Below are 16,663 nucleotides of genomic sequence, written 5' to 3'. Positions count from 1 at the left end.
ATGAGTACCGACGATAAACGCATCCGCGAATTCGCCTATCAGATCTGGGAATCGGAAGGAAAACCCGAAGGCCAGGAATCACGCCACTGGGAGATGGCGCGCAAACTGGCCGAAGCCGAAGCACTGGCTCCGAAGAAATCGCCGAAGGCTACTGCTGGCAAAACGGCGAGCAGCAAGGCCGCTGCCCCCAAGGCAACGACGGCCAAGCCCAAAGCCACAACGACAAAAGCCAAGCCAGCCAGCGCCGCCAAAGTGATTCCCCCGGGCGAAAAAGCCGCCGAGAAAAAGCCCCGCGCCCCGCGCAAGCCCCCGGCCATCTAAGGCTTTTTCCAACCGTTGAACTGAATGGCCGTGTGGCGGGTTCGCTCGCCACAGCGGGCTCACTCGCCCTTTGAAAATGCCCACCCCCGATTTGCAGGAGCACCTATGACCCGTCCAAAGAAAGCCGAGCCCGCCGCACATGCCGAACCCACGCGAATCCGCGAGGGTCTGCCCTTCCCGCTCGGTGCCACCTGGGATGGGCTGGGGGTGAACTTTGCGCTGTTTTCCGCCAACGCCACCCGCGTCGAACTGTGCATTTTCGACGATGCCGGCGAAGTCGAACTCGAACGCATCGAACTGCCGGAATATACCGACGAGATTTTCCACGGCTATTTGCCCGACGCCCATCCGGGGCTGATCTATGGCTACCGGGTCTACGGTCCCTACGATCCGGCCAACGGCCACCGCTTCAACCACAACAAGTTGCTGATCGACCCCTACGCCAAGCAACTGGTCGGCCAGTTGAAGTGGTCCGAAGCGCTGTTCGGCTACACCATCGGCCACCCGGATGCCGACCTCAGTTTCGACGAGCGCGACAGCGCGCCGTTCGTTCCCAAATGCAAGGTCATCGACCCGGCGCACACCTGGGGCAACGACCACCGTGTCAGCGTACCGTGGGACAAAACCATCATTTACGAGACTCATGTGCGCGGCATCAGCATGCGTCACCCCGCCGTGCCGGATAACGTGCGCGGCACGTTTGCCGGGCTGATGGTCGATGATGTGCTGGAACACATCCGCAAACTCGGCGTATCCACCGTGGAGCTGCTGCCGATCCACGCCTTCGTCAACGACCAGCACCTGTTGCACAAGGGCATGACCAATTACTGGGGCTACAACAGCATCGCCTTCTTCGCCCCGGACCCGCGCTACCTGGCCAGCGGCAAGATCGCCGAGTTCAAGGAGATGGTCGCGCACCTGCACGAAGCCAATCTCGAAGTGATCCTCGACGTGGTCTACAACCACACCGCCGAAGGCAACGAACAGGGCCCGACCCTGTCGATGCGCGGGATCGACAACGCCTCGTACTACCGGTTGATGCCGGACGACAAGCGCTTCTATATCAACGATTCCGGCACTGGCAACACCCTGGATCTTAGTCACCCGTGCGTGTTGCAGATGGTCACCGATTCGTTGCGCTACTGGGCCAGCGAAATGCACGTCGACGGTTTCCGCTTCGATCTGGCGACCATCCTCGGGCGCTATCACGACGGTTTCGACGAACGCCACAGCTTCCTCGTCGCCTGCCGTCAGGACCCGGTGCTGCGTCAGGTGAAAATGATCGCGGAGCCATGGGACTGCGGACCCGGCGGCTATCAGGTCGGCAACTTCCCGCCGGGCTGGGTCGAATGGAACGACAAATTCCGCGACACCGTGCGTGCGTTCTGGAAAGGCGATGACGGCCAGCTCGCCGACTTCGCCAGCCGCATGACCGCTTCCGGCGAGATGTTCAACCAGCGTGGCCGACGCCCTTATTCGTCGGTGAATTTCGTCACCGCCCACGACGGTTTCACCCTCAACGATCTGGTGTCCTACAACGACAAGCACAACGAAGCCAACGACGAGAATAATCAGGACGGCAGCAACAACAATCTGTCCTGGAACCACGGCGTCGAAGGGCCCACCGACGATCCGGAAATCAATGCGCTGCGTCACCGGCAGATGCGCAACTTCTTTGCCACTCTGCTGCTGGCCCAAGGCACGCCGATGATCGTTGCCGGCGACGAATTCGCCCGCACCCAGGACGGCAACAACAACGCCTATTGCCAGGACAGCGAGATCGGCTGGGTCAACTGGGACCTGAGCGAGGACGGCAAGGCGCTGCTGAAATTCGTCAAACGCCTGATCAAGCTGCGCCTGACCTATCCGATCCTGCGTCGCGGGCGGTTTCTGGTGGGCGAATACAACGAAGACATCGGGGTCAAGGACGTGACCTGGCTGGCACCGGACGCCACGGAGATGACCACCGAGCACTGGCACGATGCGCACAACCGCTGCCTGGGCATGCTGCTCGATGGTCGCGCACAGGAAACCGGCATCCGCCGCAAGGGCGCCGACGCGACGTTGTTGCTGGTGGTCAACGCCCATCACGACATCGTCAACTTCACGTTGCCGGAAGTGCCTGAAGGCAGTTTCTGGACTTGCATGGTCGACACCAATCAACCGTCAATCCGGGGTCAGGAACGCTTCGATTTCGGCCATCAATATTCGGTCACCGGACGCTCGCTGCTGTTGTTCGAACTGCAACGCGACGAGGAAGACTGAGATGGATCTTTCGGACTATTTCTCGCGTCACACGCCGGACTACCGGGATAGCGCAGCGCTGGGGCGGTGCCTTCGGGAAATGGTCGAGGCCGGACTGGACCGACTGCCGTTGCCCGGGAGCGGTCGCACGCTGGAGCGCTGGCAACGGCTGTCCGAAGTCGGCGGGCATGATCTGGGTTTGTGCAAACTCTACGAAGGTCATACCGATGCCTTGGCGATCATCGAGCAGCTCGGCGGCACACCGACACCCGACAGTACGTGGGGTATGTGGGCGGCCGAACCACCGCAGGCGCGAGTACGGGTCAGCCGTTCGGGGCAACTGGTGCGGTTGAACGGGCGCAAGGCCTGGTGCTCCGGGGCGGCGGTGCTCAGTCATGCCCTGCTCACGGCGTGGGATGAGGAGGATCGACAGCAACTGGTGGCCGTGGCGCTCGATCAACCGGGTGTACGCGTAACCGACCAGGGCTGGCAAGCGGTCGGCATGGCCACCACCGGCAGCGTCGAGGTGCTGTTCGATGATGTGGAGGCCCAGGCGATCGGCGACCCTGGCGACTACCTGCAACGTCCGGGATTCTGGCACGGCGGGATCGCGATTGCCGCGTGCTGGTACGGCGCCGCGAAAGAGATCGCCGAGCGCTTGCGCCAGCAGTGTGCACGACATGAAGAGCCTCACGCGCTGGCCAGTCTCGGCGCCGTCGACAGCGCCTTGCACGCCGCGTCTCAAGTGCTGCGTGTCAGTGCTCTGGACATCGACAGCGATCCCCACGCCTGCGCCGAACTGCTGGCCCGCCGCGTTCGCGCCGTGGTCGAAGCTACCGCCGAACAGGTCATCCGCGAGACCGGTCGTGCACTGGGGGCGGGGCCGTTCTGCAAGGATCCGCACTTTGCCCGCCTGGCGGCCGACCTGCCGGTTTACCTGCGCCAGAGCCACGCCGAACGGGATCTGGCGGCACTGGGCCAACTGATAGCGCAGCAACCGCGCGCGAGCTGGGCCCTATGAAACGCAACCCGATCGTCGGCGAGGGAACCTCCCTGCATGAATGGCAGGGCTCACGGCATCTGGCGGCGTTGGACTGCATCGACATCCTCGACCTGGTGCCGCCGGGATCGAGGGCCGTTGTGATTGCTCCACACCCGGACGACGAGGTCCTGGGATGCGGCGGACTGCTGCAGCTGCTCGCTGCGGCGGGGCGCACACTTCAACTGATTTCGGTCACGGATGGCAGCGCCAGTCATCCCGGCTCGGATCGCTGGCCGGTGGAACGCCTGAGCGTGGTGCGCCCGCAGGAATCCGCCGAAGCCCTGCGCCGCCTCGGCCTGCCCATGCATAAGTTGCAATGGTTGCGCGGCGGCTTCCCCGACACGCAAGTCGCCGCGCGGGAGTCGATGCTGTGTGAATACCTGACCCACTACCTGCAACCCGACGACGTGATCTTCACCACCTGGCGCGAGGACGGCCACAGCGACCATGAAGCCGTCGGCCGCGCCAGCATCGAAGCGGCCCGGCGCGTCGGTGCGATTTGCCACGAACTGCCGGTCTGGACCTGGCACTGGGCAACCCCCGAAGACGCCATCGTGCCCTGGGAACGGGCGCGCAAGATTCTGCTCAGCCCCGCTCAGGTCGCGCGCAAGCGTCATGCGGTGCATGCGTTTGCCAGCCAACTGGAGGGCGATCCCGACGCGGGCCTGCCACCGGTGCTCGCGCCCTATGTCATCGATCGACTGCTGCAACCGTTCGAGGTGGTCTTCCTGTGAGTGTCGAGAATCGCTACTTCGAAGGCCTGTTCGCGGGCAATAACGACCCCTGGGGATTCCGCCAGCGCTGGTACGAGCAGCGCAAGCGCCTCGTGACCCTGGCGGCCCTGCCCCGCCCGCACTACCGGGCAATCTTTGAACCGGGATGCGCCAACGGTGAACTGAGTGCGGCACTGGCCGAGCGCTGCGATCGATTGGTGTGCTGCGACACGTCCACCGCTGCGGTCAATCTGGCGCGTGCCCGACTGAGCCTGTTCGACCACACCGAGGTGCGTCACGGTCGTCTGCCTGGCGACTGGCCTGAGGAAAAGTTCGACCTGATCGTCTTCAGCGAAATCGGCTACTACCTCGATCGACAGGATCTGACAGAGGTCATCCGCCACGTCAGCGATTCACTGACGGCAGACGGGCAATTGCTCGCCTGTCACTGGCGACCGCCTATCGAAGGTTGCCCGCTCAATGCCCGCCAGGTCCACGACCTGATCCATGAGCACTTGCATCTGCCGCGACTGGTCCTGCATCAGGAAGCGGATTTCCTGCTGGAGGTCTGGAGTCGCGAGCCCCGCTCGGTGGCCGCACTGGAGGGTTTGCGATGATTGGCATCCTGATTCCTGCCCACAACGAAGAAGACTGGCTCGATGACTGCCTCTGCGCCGCCCTGCGCGCGGGTGAACATCCTTTGCTGGCGGGTGAACCGGTGGAAATCCTGGTGGTGCTCGACAGTTGCACCGATCGTTCGGCGCACATCGTCAGCCAGTACCCGGTGCTGGCGCTGAACATCGACGCGCGCAATGTCGGGCAGGCTCGCGCCATTGGCGCACAACAACTGCTTGAACGCGGTGCGCGCTGGATTTCGTCCTCGGACGCCGACAGCCGAGTCGCCGAAGACTGGCTGGTGGCACAACTGGGGCTGGGCATGGATGCCGTATGCGGCACGGTGACGGTCGAACGCTGGCATGAATCGTTCGATGAAGCGGCGCAGATTCGCTATCACCGTGATTACCAGGCCTGCGAAGGTCACCGGCACATCCATGGCGCCAATCTGGGTGTCAGTGCGCAAGCCTACGTCCGCGCCGGAGGTTTCGAGCCGTTGCCCTGTGACGAGGACGTACAACTGGTCCGGCAACTGGAGCGTTGCGGGGCCAGCATCGCCTGGAGTCATCGCCCGCAGGTCATTACCAGCGCACGCCTGGACAGTCGAGCGCGCGGTGGTTTTGGCGACTATCTGCGACACTTGGCACAGACTGAATAAAAAAAAGCGGAGCAGATTGATCTGCGACGCGACGAACCGTCCTTCTTGAGCAATACTCTGCATCGCGGCAATCCAGGGTTCGGAGCGCTGCCGGGTAATCAACCAGTCTTCAGGGGTCGTACATGCGTGGTCGTGTGCGACTGAAGGCCAGACACAACAAGGACGTCCTGCCCCATGAAACCGTTATCTCTCAACGAAAGCGGCCTGCCGGCGCAAATATGGAACAGCGCCGCGCAACTCGACAATATTCCGGTCATCAACACCCACAGCCTCGTGCCGCCCGGTGCCCGTGCGGTGGTCATTGCGCCCCATCCCGGCGATGAAGTGGTGACCTGCGGCGGCCTGCTGCAACTGTTGTCGGCCCTCGGCCATCCCCTGCAATTGCTCTCGATCACCGACGGCAGCGCCAGTCACCCCGGCTCGCGCCAGTGGTCAGAAAAACGCCTGAGCGTGTTCCGCCCCCAGGAAAGCGTCGAGGCCCTGCGCCGTCTGGGCCTGCCGATGCACAGCCTGAAATGGGTGCGCGGCGGTTTCACCGACAATGCCCTGCTCGATCAGGAAACCCAGCTGACGGAGTTCATTTCCCGCTACCTGCGCCCCGGCGATGTGGTGTTCAGCACCTGGTGCGAGGACGGCAGCGCCGATCATGAAGTGGTCGGCCGGGCCAGCGCCAAAGCCGCCCGACAGGCCGGCGCCACGTACCACGATGTGCCGGTCTGGGCCTGGCACTGGCCGGAACGTGATCAGGCACAGATCCCGTGGCACCGCGCCCGCAAGCTGCGCCTCGACACCTGGACCGTCGCACGCAAGAGCCACGCCACGCACGCCTACGCAAGTCAGTTGAACGGCGAGCCGGCCATCGGCATTGCGCCGCTGTTGCCCAAGGCTATTCTGGAGCGCATGCGTCTGCCTTATGAAATTGTCTTCGTTGACTGATGGGCGGGCGCGGGCAGTCACTCAATGTGAACTGCCCGCGCCCGGATCAGTCGCAAGAAGAGGCAGTCATGATTCATAGGAGTGACCGTGTCCAGCGATCCCAAGCGTCATGCCATCGACGTGTCCGCCATTCATCGCCTGCGGGTGTTGACGGTCAATACACACAAGGGTTTCACCGCACTCAATCGGCGTTTCATCCTCCCGGAGCTGCGTGAAGCGGTACGCAGCACCAGCGCCGATCTGGTGTTTCTTCAGGAAGTGGTGGGCGAACACGAACGGCACTCGAACCGCTACAACGAGTGGCCGCAAACCTCGCAATACGAGTTTCTCGCCGATAGCATGTGGAGCGATTTCGCTTACGGGCGCAACGCCGTCTACCCCGACGGCCACCACGGCAATGCACTGCTGTCGAAGTACCCGATCCGCGAATACCGCAACCTCGACGTGTCGATCACCGGCCCCGAACGACGGGGCCTGCTGCATTGCATACTGGACGTGCCGGGGCATGCCGAGGTGCACGCCATCTGCGTGCACCTGAGCCTGCTGGAAAGCCACCGGCAATTGCAGCTGCAACTGCTCTGCCAGTTGCTCGAATCCCTGCCGGACGATGCACCGGTGATCATCGCCGGCGACTTCAATGACTGGCAGATGCAAGGCAACCTTGCCCTCGCCCGTCGCGACTACCTGCACGAAGCGTTCGAGCGCCATCACGGGCGGCCGGCCAAGACCTACCCTGCGCGCTTTCCGTTGCTGCGGCTGGACCGGGTCTACCTGCGCAATGCCAGCAGTCATGACCCGCAGATTCTTGGCAGCAAGCCATGGACGCATTTGTCGGATCATCTGCCGTTGGCGGTCGAAGTGCATTTGTAGTTCGACTGCGCAGTGAGTGTTTACGCCAGCGCCGACTGCAGTAGCAATATTGACAGTAATGAGCTGCGTGGCCTGGCAGGAAACAGAGGCAATCGCATCAGTTGGCAGGCCGATAGCAGGCTAAGCAAACGCTCTGTCTCGCGGCTCAAGGCCTGTTTACCCCTGCAAACAACAACTTAGATATGTGCAGAAAAACAAACGCTTGTGATCTCTGATTTAGCCATACCGCTCATCGTCCATTTTCTTGACGCAATGTCGGCAGTCTTCTTAGCTCTACCTTACTACCCCCGGAATCACTACTCGGGGCGAGCCTTCGGACACTCGTGAAACGGGCTGCCCCAGGTTCGCCTCGCTCCATTCGGTCGCCCCTCGTTCGGGGTAGGAGAGACGCCAAGGCGAGATACCGCATGCGCTAGCAAGGTAGACCTTCATGAAAACTTCACTCACCCCACATGAGATCAAAATCACCTTTTGCACCGTTTCTAGTTCTATCTTGCTCTGCTCATCCATGGAGGCGCAGGCGGGTCCTGTGGCGGATGAGACTACGCCCTGGTATCGCCAGGACGTGCCGATCCTGACGCTGCCCGCGACCGTCATCACGCCCGATTCGCAACGCCTGAGCCCGCGTCCTGACCTGCGCGGCACGCATTTGCTCACCGAGGATCTCGCCCCCTCGGACTGGGATCAGCTTTACGGACAGCCCTCTCGTCTGGCACAGACCGAAATCCTCGGCACCGGGTTTGCGGTGCCCGGCTCGGGGGAAGTCAAAGGGCCGGCCGTGCTGACCTTGCATGGTAGCGGCGGCCAGATTCAGCGCATCGGCCTGATCGGCGGCCTGAATCAGATCCAGGGCAACGGCAGCGGCCTGATCGCCAACCGCGCCCTCGCCGACCCGACTACCGATACCCTCAATCTGCAGGGCCAGAGCCTCGGCGCCTATTACAGCCTCACGGGTTCCGCAGGCTGGCACGTGGATCTGTCGGCCAGTGGTGGCCGGGTCAGTGGTTTCAGCCGCAATGAACAGGGCGCGCGCCTGGCCACGGAAGGCAGCGCGATGACCCTTTCGGTGGAAGGCGGTTTCCCGATCGGCCTGAGCGAAAACTGGGTAGTCGAGCCCCAGGCGCAGTTGATCAATCAGCGCATCACCCTCGACACGCCTTACGCGGGCTCGGGTAACGCTTCATCGACTGACATTTCGTCCTGGAGCGGCCGGGTCGGGGCCCGCCTGAAAGGCAGCTACGACCTGAGCGGTCTGCCGGTCGAGCCCTACGTGCGCACCAACCTCTGGCACACGGTGTACACCGGCAACGCGGTGACGCTCGATCAGGTGGACAAGATCAGCAGCAGCCGCAAGTCTTCGACGGTGGAACTCGGGCTGGGCCTGGTGGCGAAGGTCACGCCGACCGTGAGTCTGTACGTCAGTGCCGACTACAGCAGTGATGTGGATGACAATGATCTGAACGGGTTGATCGGCAGTCTGGGGGTGCGGATGCGCTGGTAAGGACGCCCGGCTGCCCTGCGGGAGCAAGCCGTTTGCTCCCGCAGGTTCATCCTCAACCCTCGGGCTTGAGGATCAACACCGCCAGCGGCGGCAGATTCAACTCCAGCGACAAGGCCTGACCATGACTGGCCACGTCTTCAGTGAACGCCCCGCCGCCATTGCCATAGTTGGAACCGGCATAGGTGTCGGCATCACTGTTGAGCAGCTCCTTCCAGCGCCCGGCAAACGGCACGCCCACCCGGTACGACTGACGCGGCACAGGTGTGAAGTTGGCCACCACCAGCACCGGCGCCCCCTCCTTGCTCCAGCGCAGCCACGCATAGACGCTGTTGATCGCATCGTCACCGATCAACCACTGGAACCCCTGCGGTGCATCGTCCTGCTCGTGCAGCGCCGGCTCTTCGCGGTACAACCGATTCAGATCGCCAACCAGTTTCTGCACACCTTTGTGCTCGGAATACTGCAGCAGATACCAGTCCAACTGCTGATCGTGATTCCACTCGCGCCACTGCCCGAACTCGCAGCCCATGAACAGCAGTTTCTTGCCCGGATGGGTCCACATGAAACTCAGATAGGCCCGCAAGTTGGCGAACTTCTGCCAGCGGTCGCCGGGCATCTTGTCGATCAGCGAATGCTTGCCGTGTACTACTTCGTCGTGGGAGATCGGCAGGATGAAACGCTCGGACCAGGCGTACACCAGACCGAAACTCAACTCGTTGTGATGATGGGCGCGGTACACCGGATCCTGCTGGATGTAATGCAACGAATCGTGCATCCAGCCCATGTTCCATTTGTAGGCAAAGCCGAGGCCGCCCTGCTGAGTGCTTTGACTGACGCCGGGCCAGGCCGTGGATTCCTCGGCGATCACCAGCGCGCCCGGTGCTTCCAGCGCCACCACATCGTTCAGGTGACGGAGGAAGTCGATGGCTTCCAGATTCTCCCGTCCGCCATGGCGATTGGGCACCCACTCCCCGGCCTTGCGTGAATAGTCGCGATACAGCATCGACGCCACCGCATCGACTCGCAGTCCGTCGACATGGAAATGCTTCAGCCAGTGCAGTGCCGACGCCAGCATGTAGCCGTGCACTTCGGTGCGGCCGAGGTTGTAGATCAACGTGTCCCAGTCCTGATGAAAGCCTTCCAGCGGGTTGCCGTACTCATACAGCGCGGTGCCGTCGAACTGCGCCAGACCGTGGGTATCGGTCGGAAAATGCGCCGGCACCCAGTCGAGAATCACCCCGATATCCGCCTGATGGCAGGCGTTGACGAACGCCGCGAACTCGTCCGGCGTGCCGTAGCGCGCACTCGGGGCGAACTGCGACAGCAACTGATAACCCCAGGAGCCACCGAACGGGTGCTCCATGATCGGCATCAGTTCAATGTGGGTGAAGCCCAGTTCTTTGACGTAGGGAATCAGTCGCTCAGCCAATTCCGGCCAGGTGTACTGACGGGCCACTTCACCCAGATCGTCCAGCTCGCACTGCCAGGATCCGGCATGCAGCTCATAGATCGACAGCGGCGCATTGTGTTGCTGGCGCTCGCGGCGGCCGGTCATCCAGTCCTGATCCTGCCAGTCGACCTGCAACGGCGAGGCGACTTTCGACGCGGTGTCCGGCGGCAGGCTGGTGGCCAGCGCCATCGGGTCGGCCTTGAGCGGCAGGATGCCGTGGGCGCCGAGGATTTCGTATTTGTACAGATCGCCAGCCTGCAGGCGCGGGATGAACAGCTCCCAGACCCCGGACGGATGGCGCAGCCGCATCGGATGCCGGCGCCCGTCCCAGACGTTGAAATCGCCGACCACCGACACCCGGCGGGCATTCGGCGCCCACACGGCGAAACGTACGCCGTCGACGCCATCCACGGTTTTCAACTGTGCACCGAGGCAACTGCTGAGGTCGCGGTGATTGCCTTCAGCGAACAGATACAGATCCATTTCACCGAGCAACTGGCCAAAGCTGTAGGGATCTTCCGCAACCTGTTCGCCACCGGCCCAACGCGTACGCAACAGATAAGGCCGCGCCGATCCGAAATGCCCGACGAACAGACCGGGGGTCTCGGTCGCATCCAGCGGGCCGCGCTCTTCGCCGCTGTCCTTGTCCAGCACCGAGACACTCAATGCGCCGGGCAGATACGCCCGGATGAACTGCCCGCCGGCGCCATCGCCGTGGGGCCCGAGAATGGAAAACGGGTCCTGATGTTCTGCGCGCACCAGGGCATCGATGTCCCTGGCCCCGGGCAGCAAACGCTCTTTAGCGTGACCCTGTTCCTTGTTCGAGAAACTCATGACTACTCTCCACCAAGATCGGAAAAGGGTTCCAGCCCCGTCAATAACCCATACAGACCGTGCAACGGCACGGGCAGCCAGGTGGGGCGATTTTCGGCTTCATAGGCCACTTCGTAGGCCGCTTTCTCCAGACCGAACAACGCCAGTGCGGCGTCGGCACCTTCAGGATCCTGCCAGGCATGATCAAGACTAGCTGCCGCTCGCTGATATGCCTCGACAAATGCCTCGCGGGCCTCACGCAGATAACGCTCGGCAACCCGTCGACGCGCCGCTTCGGCCTCGGGACTGTTATCGACGTTGTGCACGTTGATGGTCATCGCGGCCGCGTAATCGAAGGAACGCAGCACACCGCTGACATCCTTGTACGGGCTGTGCTTGCCACGACGCTCGGCCAGTGGCCGCGCCGGTTCGCCTTCGAAGTCGATCAGGTACGCATCGCCCTTGATCACCAGCACTTGCCCCAGATGCAGATCGCCATGGACGCGGATGCGCAAACCGCCGGCGGATTTTTTCGCCAGTTCCTGCACATGGGCGAGGATGGTTTTCTTGTGGTCGAGCAGACGAGCGACAAGCTTCTGATCCGTCGCATCGAGATCGCTTTGATGCTGCTTGAGCAGCTTGAGCGCGTGCTCGACCTGAGCGCCCACGTCCTTGCCGGTGGCTTGCGCATCCTTGGCCGAACTGACCTGCGGCGCGAAGTCCGGGTTGTCGGTGGGCGCCGCCAGTACCTGATGCATTTCCCCCAGACGCTGCCCGAGCATGCCGGCAAAATCCTTCAGTTCGCCGAGAGCGTTGTAGTGCTGCGACTGTTCGGACACGGCGTCCGCCAGCTCATCGCGCAATGCCCGTTCGAGGTTGTTCTGCGTCCATTCCCAGGCATCGCCCTGGTTGCTCAGGTAGCCCTGGGCAATCATCAGCAGGTTGTCCTCGCCCTGCCCGTCACGGCGAATCACCGAACCGAGCAGCGGGGAGATATTGGCAAATCCGGCAGCGGTCAGGTAAGCGCTCATCTCCAGTTCCGGGTGTACGCCAGAAGCGACTTTGCGGATCAGCTTAAGCACCAGACTGTTGCCGATCACCACCGAACTGTTGGATTGCTCGGCGGACAGGTAGCGCACTTCGGATTCGGCACCAAGGCCAAGTTTGTCGAGCTGCGGCGTGGCTTCGAAACGGATTTCACCATCGCTGGAGTCCAGCACCGTGCCACTTTGCATGCCTTGTAATACCGCACGAATAAACGCTTCGAGACTGAACGCATCGGTAATCAGACCGACCTGCCGAACCCGGCGCACACGGGACAACGCCAGTTGCTGCGGCAAGGCCGGCCCGACCTGATCTTCCGAGATAAAGCCGAACGGCAGTTGGTAACGGCTGGTCTGCCCGCCGCTGCTGACTTCGATCTCGCTGAGCAGCACCGGATGCTGCGCGTCGCCGAAACGCACACCGTAGGCCAGCCGGACGTGCTCGATGGCCGCGTCCTTGCCGGCGAACCAGCGGCGGTTCTGCAACCAGTTCGGCAGGATGGCCTGTTCCAGGGTGACCCGTGATGGCGCTTCGAGCAGTTCTTCCATGCGTTTTTTCAGCACCAGCGTGGTGAAGTCCGGCAGGCTCTGCGCCGGCTCGACGTGCCAGCTCGGCATCTGGTTCTCCGCCGCGAGGCCGAACCAGTAGAAACCGTAAGGCGCCAGAGTCAGCAGAAAATTCAGCTGACCGATGGGCGGAAACGCATTACCGCCAAGCATCTCCACCGGCACCATGCCGACGTAGGCCGACAGGTCCAGCTCCACCGCCTGGGCGCTGCGCGAAACGTTGGCCACACACAGGATGATTTCGTGCTTGCCGTCCGGCCCGGTGTATTCGCGGGTGTAGGCCAGCACGCGGCGGTTGGCCGGCGAGAGCATTTTCAAGGTGCCGCGACCGAACGCCTTGGATTGCTTGCGCACCGTCAACAGGCGACGGGTCCAGTTCAGCAGCGAATGCGGATCGCCGGCCTGGGTTTCGACGTTGACCGACTGAAAGCCGTACTGCGGGTCCATGATCGGCGGCAGCACCAGACTGGCCGGATCGGCCCGGGAAAAGCCGCCGTTACGGTCGATAGACCATTGCATCGGCGTGCGCACACCGTCGCGGTCACCCAGATAGATATTGTCGCCCATGCCGATCTCATCGCCGTAATACAGGGTCGGCGTGCCGGGCATCGACAGCAACAGACTGTTGAGCAGTTCGATGCGCCGACGGTCGCGCTCCATCAGCGGCGCCAAACGCCGGCGGATGCCGAGGTTGATCCGCGCACGACGGTCGGCGGCGTAGTAGTTCCAGAGGTAATCGCGCTCCTTGTCGGTGACCATCTCCAGCGTCAGTTCATCGTGGTTGCGCAGAAAGATCGCCCATTGGCAATTGGCCGGGATCTCCGGGGTCTGGCGCAGGATGTCGGTGATCGGGAAGCGATCTTCCTGAGCCAGCGCCATGTACATGCGCGGCATCAGCGGGAAGTGGAATGCCATGTGGCATTCGTCGCCATTCACGCCTTCGGCGTCGGTGTCGCCGAAGTACAACTGGGTGTCTTCCGGCCATTGGTTGGCCTCGGCCAGCAGCATGCGGTCCGGGTAATTGGCGTCGATTTCTGCACGGATCTGCTTGAGAACGTCGTGGGTCTCCGGCAGGTTTTCGTTGTTGGTGCCGTCGCGTTCGATCAGGTACGGAATCGCGTCCAGCCGCAGACCGTCGATGCCCATGTCCAGCCAATAGCGCATCACCGACAGCACGGCTTTCATGACTTGCGGGTTGTCGAAATTGAGGTCCGGCTGGTGCGAATAGAAACGGTGCCAGAAGTACTGACCGGCCACCGGGTCCCAGGTCCAGTTGGACTTTTCGGTGTCGAGGAAAATGATCCGCGTGCCGTCGTATTTCTGGTCGTCATCCGACCACACATAAAAGTCGCGGGCCGCCGAACCGGGTTTGGCCTTGCGCGCCCGCTGGAACCACGGGTGCTGATCCGAAGTGTGGTTGATGACCAGCTCGGTAATGACCCGCAAACCCCGTTTGTGCGCCTCGGCGATGAAGCGTTTGGCGTCGGCCATGGTCCCGTAATCGCTGTGTACGCCACGGTACTCGGCGATATCGTAACCGTCGTCACGGCGTGGCGAGGGATAGAACGGCAACAGCCAGATGGTATTGACGCCGAGTTCTGCGATGTAATCGAGTTTGGCGATCAGGCCGGGAAAATCGCCGATTCCGTCATTGTTGGAGTCGAAAAAGGATTTGACGTGAACCTGATAAATCACCGCATCCTTGTACCAGAGCGGGTCCTTGATGAATGTGGCTGACTTGGGTTTCTTCGCCATGTGAAACTCCTGTTCAATGCATGAATGCGTCGGCCCGGATCAGGCTGCGGTGATGCGCCAGATCCCGAACGGCTGAAAAGCCGGGTCGATCCGCATGAACTGGTACTTGCCGTGCCAGTCCCAGCGATGGCCATTCATAAGGTCTTCGCCGTGGGTGGTGGCGTCGTCCGGCAAGCCCATTTCCCACAGCGGCAGTTCAAAATTCGCCTCCTGCGGGTGATGTGGATCAAGGCTGACGGCCACCAGAATGAAATTGCTGCCATCGGCGCTGCGCTTGCCGAAATACAGAATGTTGTCGTTCCAGGCGTTATAGATTTTCAGGCCCAGATGACTGTGCAGCGCCGGGTTCTGCCGGCGGATGCGGTTGAGCTGGGCGATCTCGGCAATGATGTTGCCGGGCTGGTTGAAGTCGCGGACGCGGATCTCGTACTTCTCGGAATCAAGGTATTCCTCCTTGCCCGGCACCGGCGCCGATTCGCACAGTTCGAACCCCGAATACATACCCCACAGGCCCGAGCCCATGGTCGCCAGCGCCGCACGGATGAGAAACCCGGGACGTCCCGACTCATGCAGGAACGCCGGGTTGATGTCCGGGGTGTTGACGAAGAAATTCGGCCGGTAGCATTCGCGCCACGGTGATTCGTTGAGTTCGCTGAAATAGCTTGCCAGTTCGGCCTTGGTATTGCGCCAGGTGAAATAGGTGTAGCTCTGGGTGTAACCGACCTTGCCCAGCCGCGCCATCATCGCCGGGGTGGTGAAGGCCTCGGCGAGGAAGATCACTTCGGGGTGCAACGTGCGTACGTCGGCGATCAGCCATTGCCAGAACGGCAGCGGTTTGGTGTGCGGGTTGTCGACGCGGAAGATCTTCACGCCCTCCTCGACCCAGCCGACGACGATGTCCCGCAGCTCGACCCACAGGCTCGGAATCGCTTCCGGCGCATAGAAGTCGACGTTGACGATGTCCTGATATTTCTTCGGCGGGTTCTCCGCGTATTTGATCGTGCCGTCCGGCCGCCAGTTGAACCAACCCGGATGCTGCTTGAGCCACGGGTGATCCTGGGAACACTGGATGGCGAAATCGAGGGCGATCTCCAGACCATGCTCAGCGGCCGCCGCCGCCAGTCGGCGAAAATCCTCGCGGGTGCCGAGCTGCGAATGAATCGCTTCGTGCCCGCCCTCTTCGCTGCCAATTGCGTAAGGGCTGCCGGGATCGTCGGGCCCGGCGGTCAGGGAATTGTTGCGGCCCTTGCGATGGCTGCGACCGATCGGATGAATCGGCGTGAAATACAACACATCGAAGCCCATGTCCTGAATCATCGGCAACCGCGAGTGCACATCGTTGAACGTGCCGTGGTGGGCGGGATCGTCGGTGATCGAGCGGGGAAACAGCTCATACCAACTGGCGAACTCGGCGAGTTCACGTTCAACGTCCAGCGGAAACTCCGGGCTGATGCTCAGATACGGGCGGTGATCGGCCTCGGCCATCAGATGCGCACTCTGCGAGTGCAGAAACAACGCGACCTGCTCGGTTTCGAGCAGGCCGGACAATTCATGGTGCAGCGCCGCCAGCCGTTCGCTGAGTTGGCCTTCGCTGCGTTCGGCGGCTTGCTGCACCATGGTGCGACCTTCTTGCAGCTCCAGGCTGACGGGGACGGCGGCCAGGTGTTTCTTCTCCAGTTCGTACTGAAAACTGGCGAACTGGTCGATCCAGGCTTCGATCAGGTACAGATAGCGGCCCATGCGCCCGGGCCGGAACCGGCCTTCCCAACCATTGTTGCCCTGATCGGTCATGACTTCGCTTTGCCAGACTTCCTCGCCTTCCTCGCGCCAGCGGATGCGCACCGCGAGTTTGTCGTGACCGTCGGCGAAGATCTTGCTGGTGACCACGATCTCGCGCCCGACCACAGCCTTGACGGCAAACTGCCCGCCATCGAGGGTCGGCCGGGTGTTTTCAATGACAATGCGCGGCAGCAGCAGCGCCTGCGACAGCGGGATGTGCGGGTTGTAGCTCTGTTCGGAGGGTTTTTCAGCAGTCATTGAGCATCTCTCCTTAACGCCCCAAGGACGCTCGTTTGCCTGTTCGATACTCACGGCCGGACCTGTGCCCGACCATGAACGCTCTCAGGTTCCGAGCG

General features: G+C 62.1%; 12 protein-coding genes. 9 read left to right on the top strand and 3 right to left on the bottom strand.

What is annotated here, in order from left to right:
- From M5B44_RS14115 to M5B44_RS14075, 9 genes are all read left to right on the top strand, one after another.
- On the top strand, positions 1–321 hold the full coding sequence (locus M5B44_RS14115) for a DUF2934 domain-containing protein (protein WP_248739562.1): 321 nt from the start codon (positions 1–3) through the stop codon (positions 319–321).
- 105 nt (positions 322–426) lie between these two features.
- On the top strand, positions 427–2,586 hold the full coding sequence (glgX, locus tag M5B44_RS14110; RefSeq protein ID WP_248739561.1) for a glycogen debranching protein GlgX: 2,160 nt from the start codon (positions 427–429) through the stop codon (positions 2,584–2,586).
- A 1-nt stretch (position 2,587) separates the two neighbouring features.
- Positions 2,588–3,586, top strand: a complete 999-nt coding sequence (locus M5B44_RS14105; protein WP_248739560.1) for an acyl-CoA dehydrogenase family protein — start codon at positions 2,588–2,590, stop codon at positions 3,584–3,586.
- A complete protein-coding gene (locus M5B44_RS14100) occupies positions 3,583–4,341 on the top strand; it encodes a PIG-L deacetylase family protein (protein ID WP_248739559.1) in 759 nt (252 codons plus the stop codon). The genes M5B44_RS14105 and M5B44_RS14100 overlap by 4 nt, the downstream gene beginning before the upstream one ends.
- Complete coding sequence (locus tag M5B44_RS14095; protein ID WP_248739558.1) at positions 4,338–4,937, top strand: class I SAM-dependent DNA methyltransferase; 600 nt, start codon at positions 4,338–4,340, stop codon at positions 4,935–4,937. Before M5B44_RS14100 ends, M5B44_RS14095 begins: the two co-directional genes overlap by 4 nt.
- Positions 4,934–5,593: a glycosyltransferase gene (locus M5B44_RS14090; protein WP_248739557.1), complete on the top strand. Its 660-nt coding sequence runs from the start codon at positions 4,934–4,936 to the stop codon at positions 5,591–5,593. Before M5B44_RS14095 ends, M5B44_RS14090 begins: the two co-directional genes overlap by 4 nt.
- A gap of 174 nt (positions 5,594–5,767) precedes the next feature.
- Positions 5,768–6,529: a PIG-L deacetylase family protein gene (locus M5B44_RS14085; protein ID WP_085708214.1), complete on the top strand. Its 762-nt coding sequence runs from the start codon at positions 5,768–5,770 to the stop codon at positions 6,527–6,529.
- Between the two features lie 87 nt (positions 6,530–6,616).
- Positions 6,617–7,399: an endonuclease/exonuclease/phosphatase family protein gene (locus M5B44_RS14080; protein ID WP_248739556.1), complete on the top strand. Its 783-nt coding sequence runs from the start codon at positions 6,617–6,619 to the stop codon at positions 7,397–7,399.
- Between the two features lie 430 nt (positions 7,400–7,829).
- Positions 7,830–8,900: an autotransporter outer membrane beta-barrel domain-containing protein gene (locus M5B44_RS14075; RefSeq protein ID WP_248739555.1), complete on the top strand. Its 1,071-nt coding sequence runs from the start codon at positions 7,830–7,832 to the stop codon at positions 8,898–8,900.
- 52 nt (positions 8,901–8,952) lie between these two features.
- On the opposite strand, the gene glgB is transcribed toward M5B44_RS14075, so the two are convergent.
- Genes glgB through M5B44_RS14060 form a run of 3 tightly spaced genes read right to left on the bottom strand, consistent with a single transcriptional unit; the run spans position 8,953 to position 16,565 of the window.
- Positions 8,953–11,184 carry a 1,4-alpha-glucan branching protein GlgB gene (gene glgB, locus M5B44_RS14070; RefSeq protein ID WP_248739554.1) on the bottom strand — a complete coding sequence of 744 codons (2,232 nt, stop codon included), beginning with the start codon at positions 11,182–11,184 and terminating at the stop codon, positions 8,953–8,955.
- Positions 11,185–11,186: 2 nt separating this feature from the next.
- A complete protein-coding gene (gene treS / locus M5B44_RS14065) occupies positions 11,187–14,528 on the bottom strand; it encodes a maltose alpha-D-glucosyltransferase (protein ID WP_248739553.1) in 3,342 nt (1,113 codons plus the stop codon).
- A 39-nt stretch (positions 14,529–14,567) separates the two neighbouring features.
- Complete coding sequence (locus M5B44_RS14060; RefSeq protein ID WP_248739552.1) at positions 14,568–16,565, bottom strand: alpha-1,4-glucan--maltose-1-phosphate maltosyltransferase; 1,998 nt, start codon at positions 16,563–16,565, stop codon at positions 14,568–14,570.
- Positions 16,566–16,663 lie beyond the last annotated feature (98 nt).

Source organism: Pseudomonas sp. MWU12-2029 (assembly GCF_023242425.1).
Taxonomy (GTDB): Bacteria; Pseudomonadota; Gammaproteobacteria; order Pseudomonadales; family Pseudomonadaceae; genus Aquipseudomonas; species Aquipseudomonas kribbensis.
The sequence above is the reverse complement of the archived record's forward strand: the minus strand, read 5'-3'. Positions and strand labels throughout refer to the sequence as shown.

Bases quoted from the DNA above. Each gene is read 5' to 3' on its own strand.
- M5B44_RS14085 (WP_085708214.1), top strand. From the start codon at position 5,768: ATGAAACCGTTATCTCTCAACGAAAGCGGCCTGCCGGCGCAAATATGG.
- glgX (WP_248739561.1), top strand. From the start codon at position 427: ATGACCCGTCCAAAGAAAGCCGAGCCCGCCGCACATGCCGAACCCACG.
- M5B44_RS14105 (WP_248739560.1), top strand. From the start codon at position 2,588: ATGGATCTTTCGGACTATTTCTCGCGTCACACGCCGGACTACCGGGAT.
- M5B44_RS14115 (WP_248739562.1), top strand. From the start codon at position 1: ATGAGTACCGACGATAAACGCATCCGCGAATTCGCCTATCAGATCTGG.
- treS (WP_248739553.1), bottom strand. From the start codon at position 14,528: ATGGCGAAGAAACCCAAGTCAGCCACATTCATCAAGGACCCGCTCTGG.
- M5B44_RS14075 (WP_248739555.1), top strand. From the start codon at position 7,830: ATGAAAACTTCACTCACCCCACATGAGATCAAAATCACCTTTTGCACC.
- M5B44_RS14100 (WP_248739559.1), top strand. From the start codon at position 3,583: ATGAAACGCAACCCGATCGTCGGCGAGGGAACCTCCCTGCATGAATGG.
- M5B44_RS14060 (WP_248739552.1), bottom strand. From the start codon at position 16,565: ATGACTGCTGAAAAACCCTCCGAACAGAGCTACAACCCGCACATCCCG.
- glgB (WP_248739554.1), bottom strand. From the start codon at position 11,184: ATGAGTTTCTCGAACAAGGAACAGGGTCACGCTAAAGAGCGTTTGCTG.
- M5B44_RS14090 (WP_248739557.1), top strand. From the start codon at position 4,934: ATGATTGGCATCCTGATTCCTGCCCACAACGAAGAAGACTGGCTCGAT.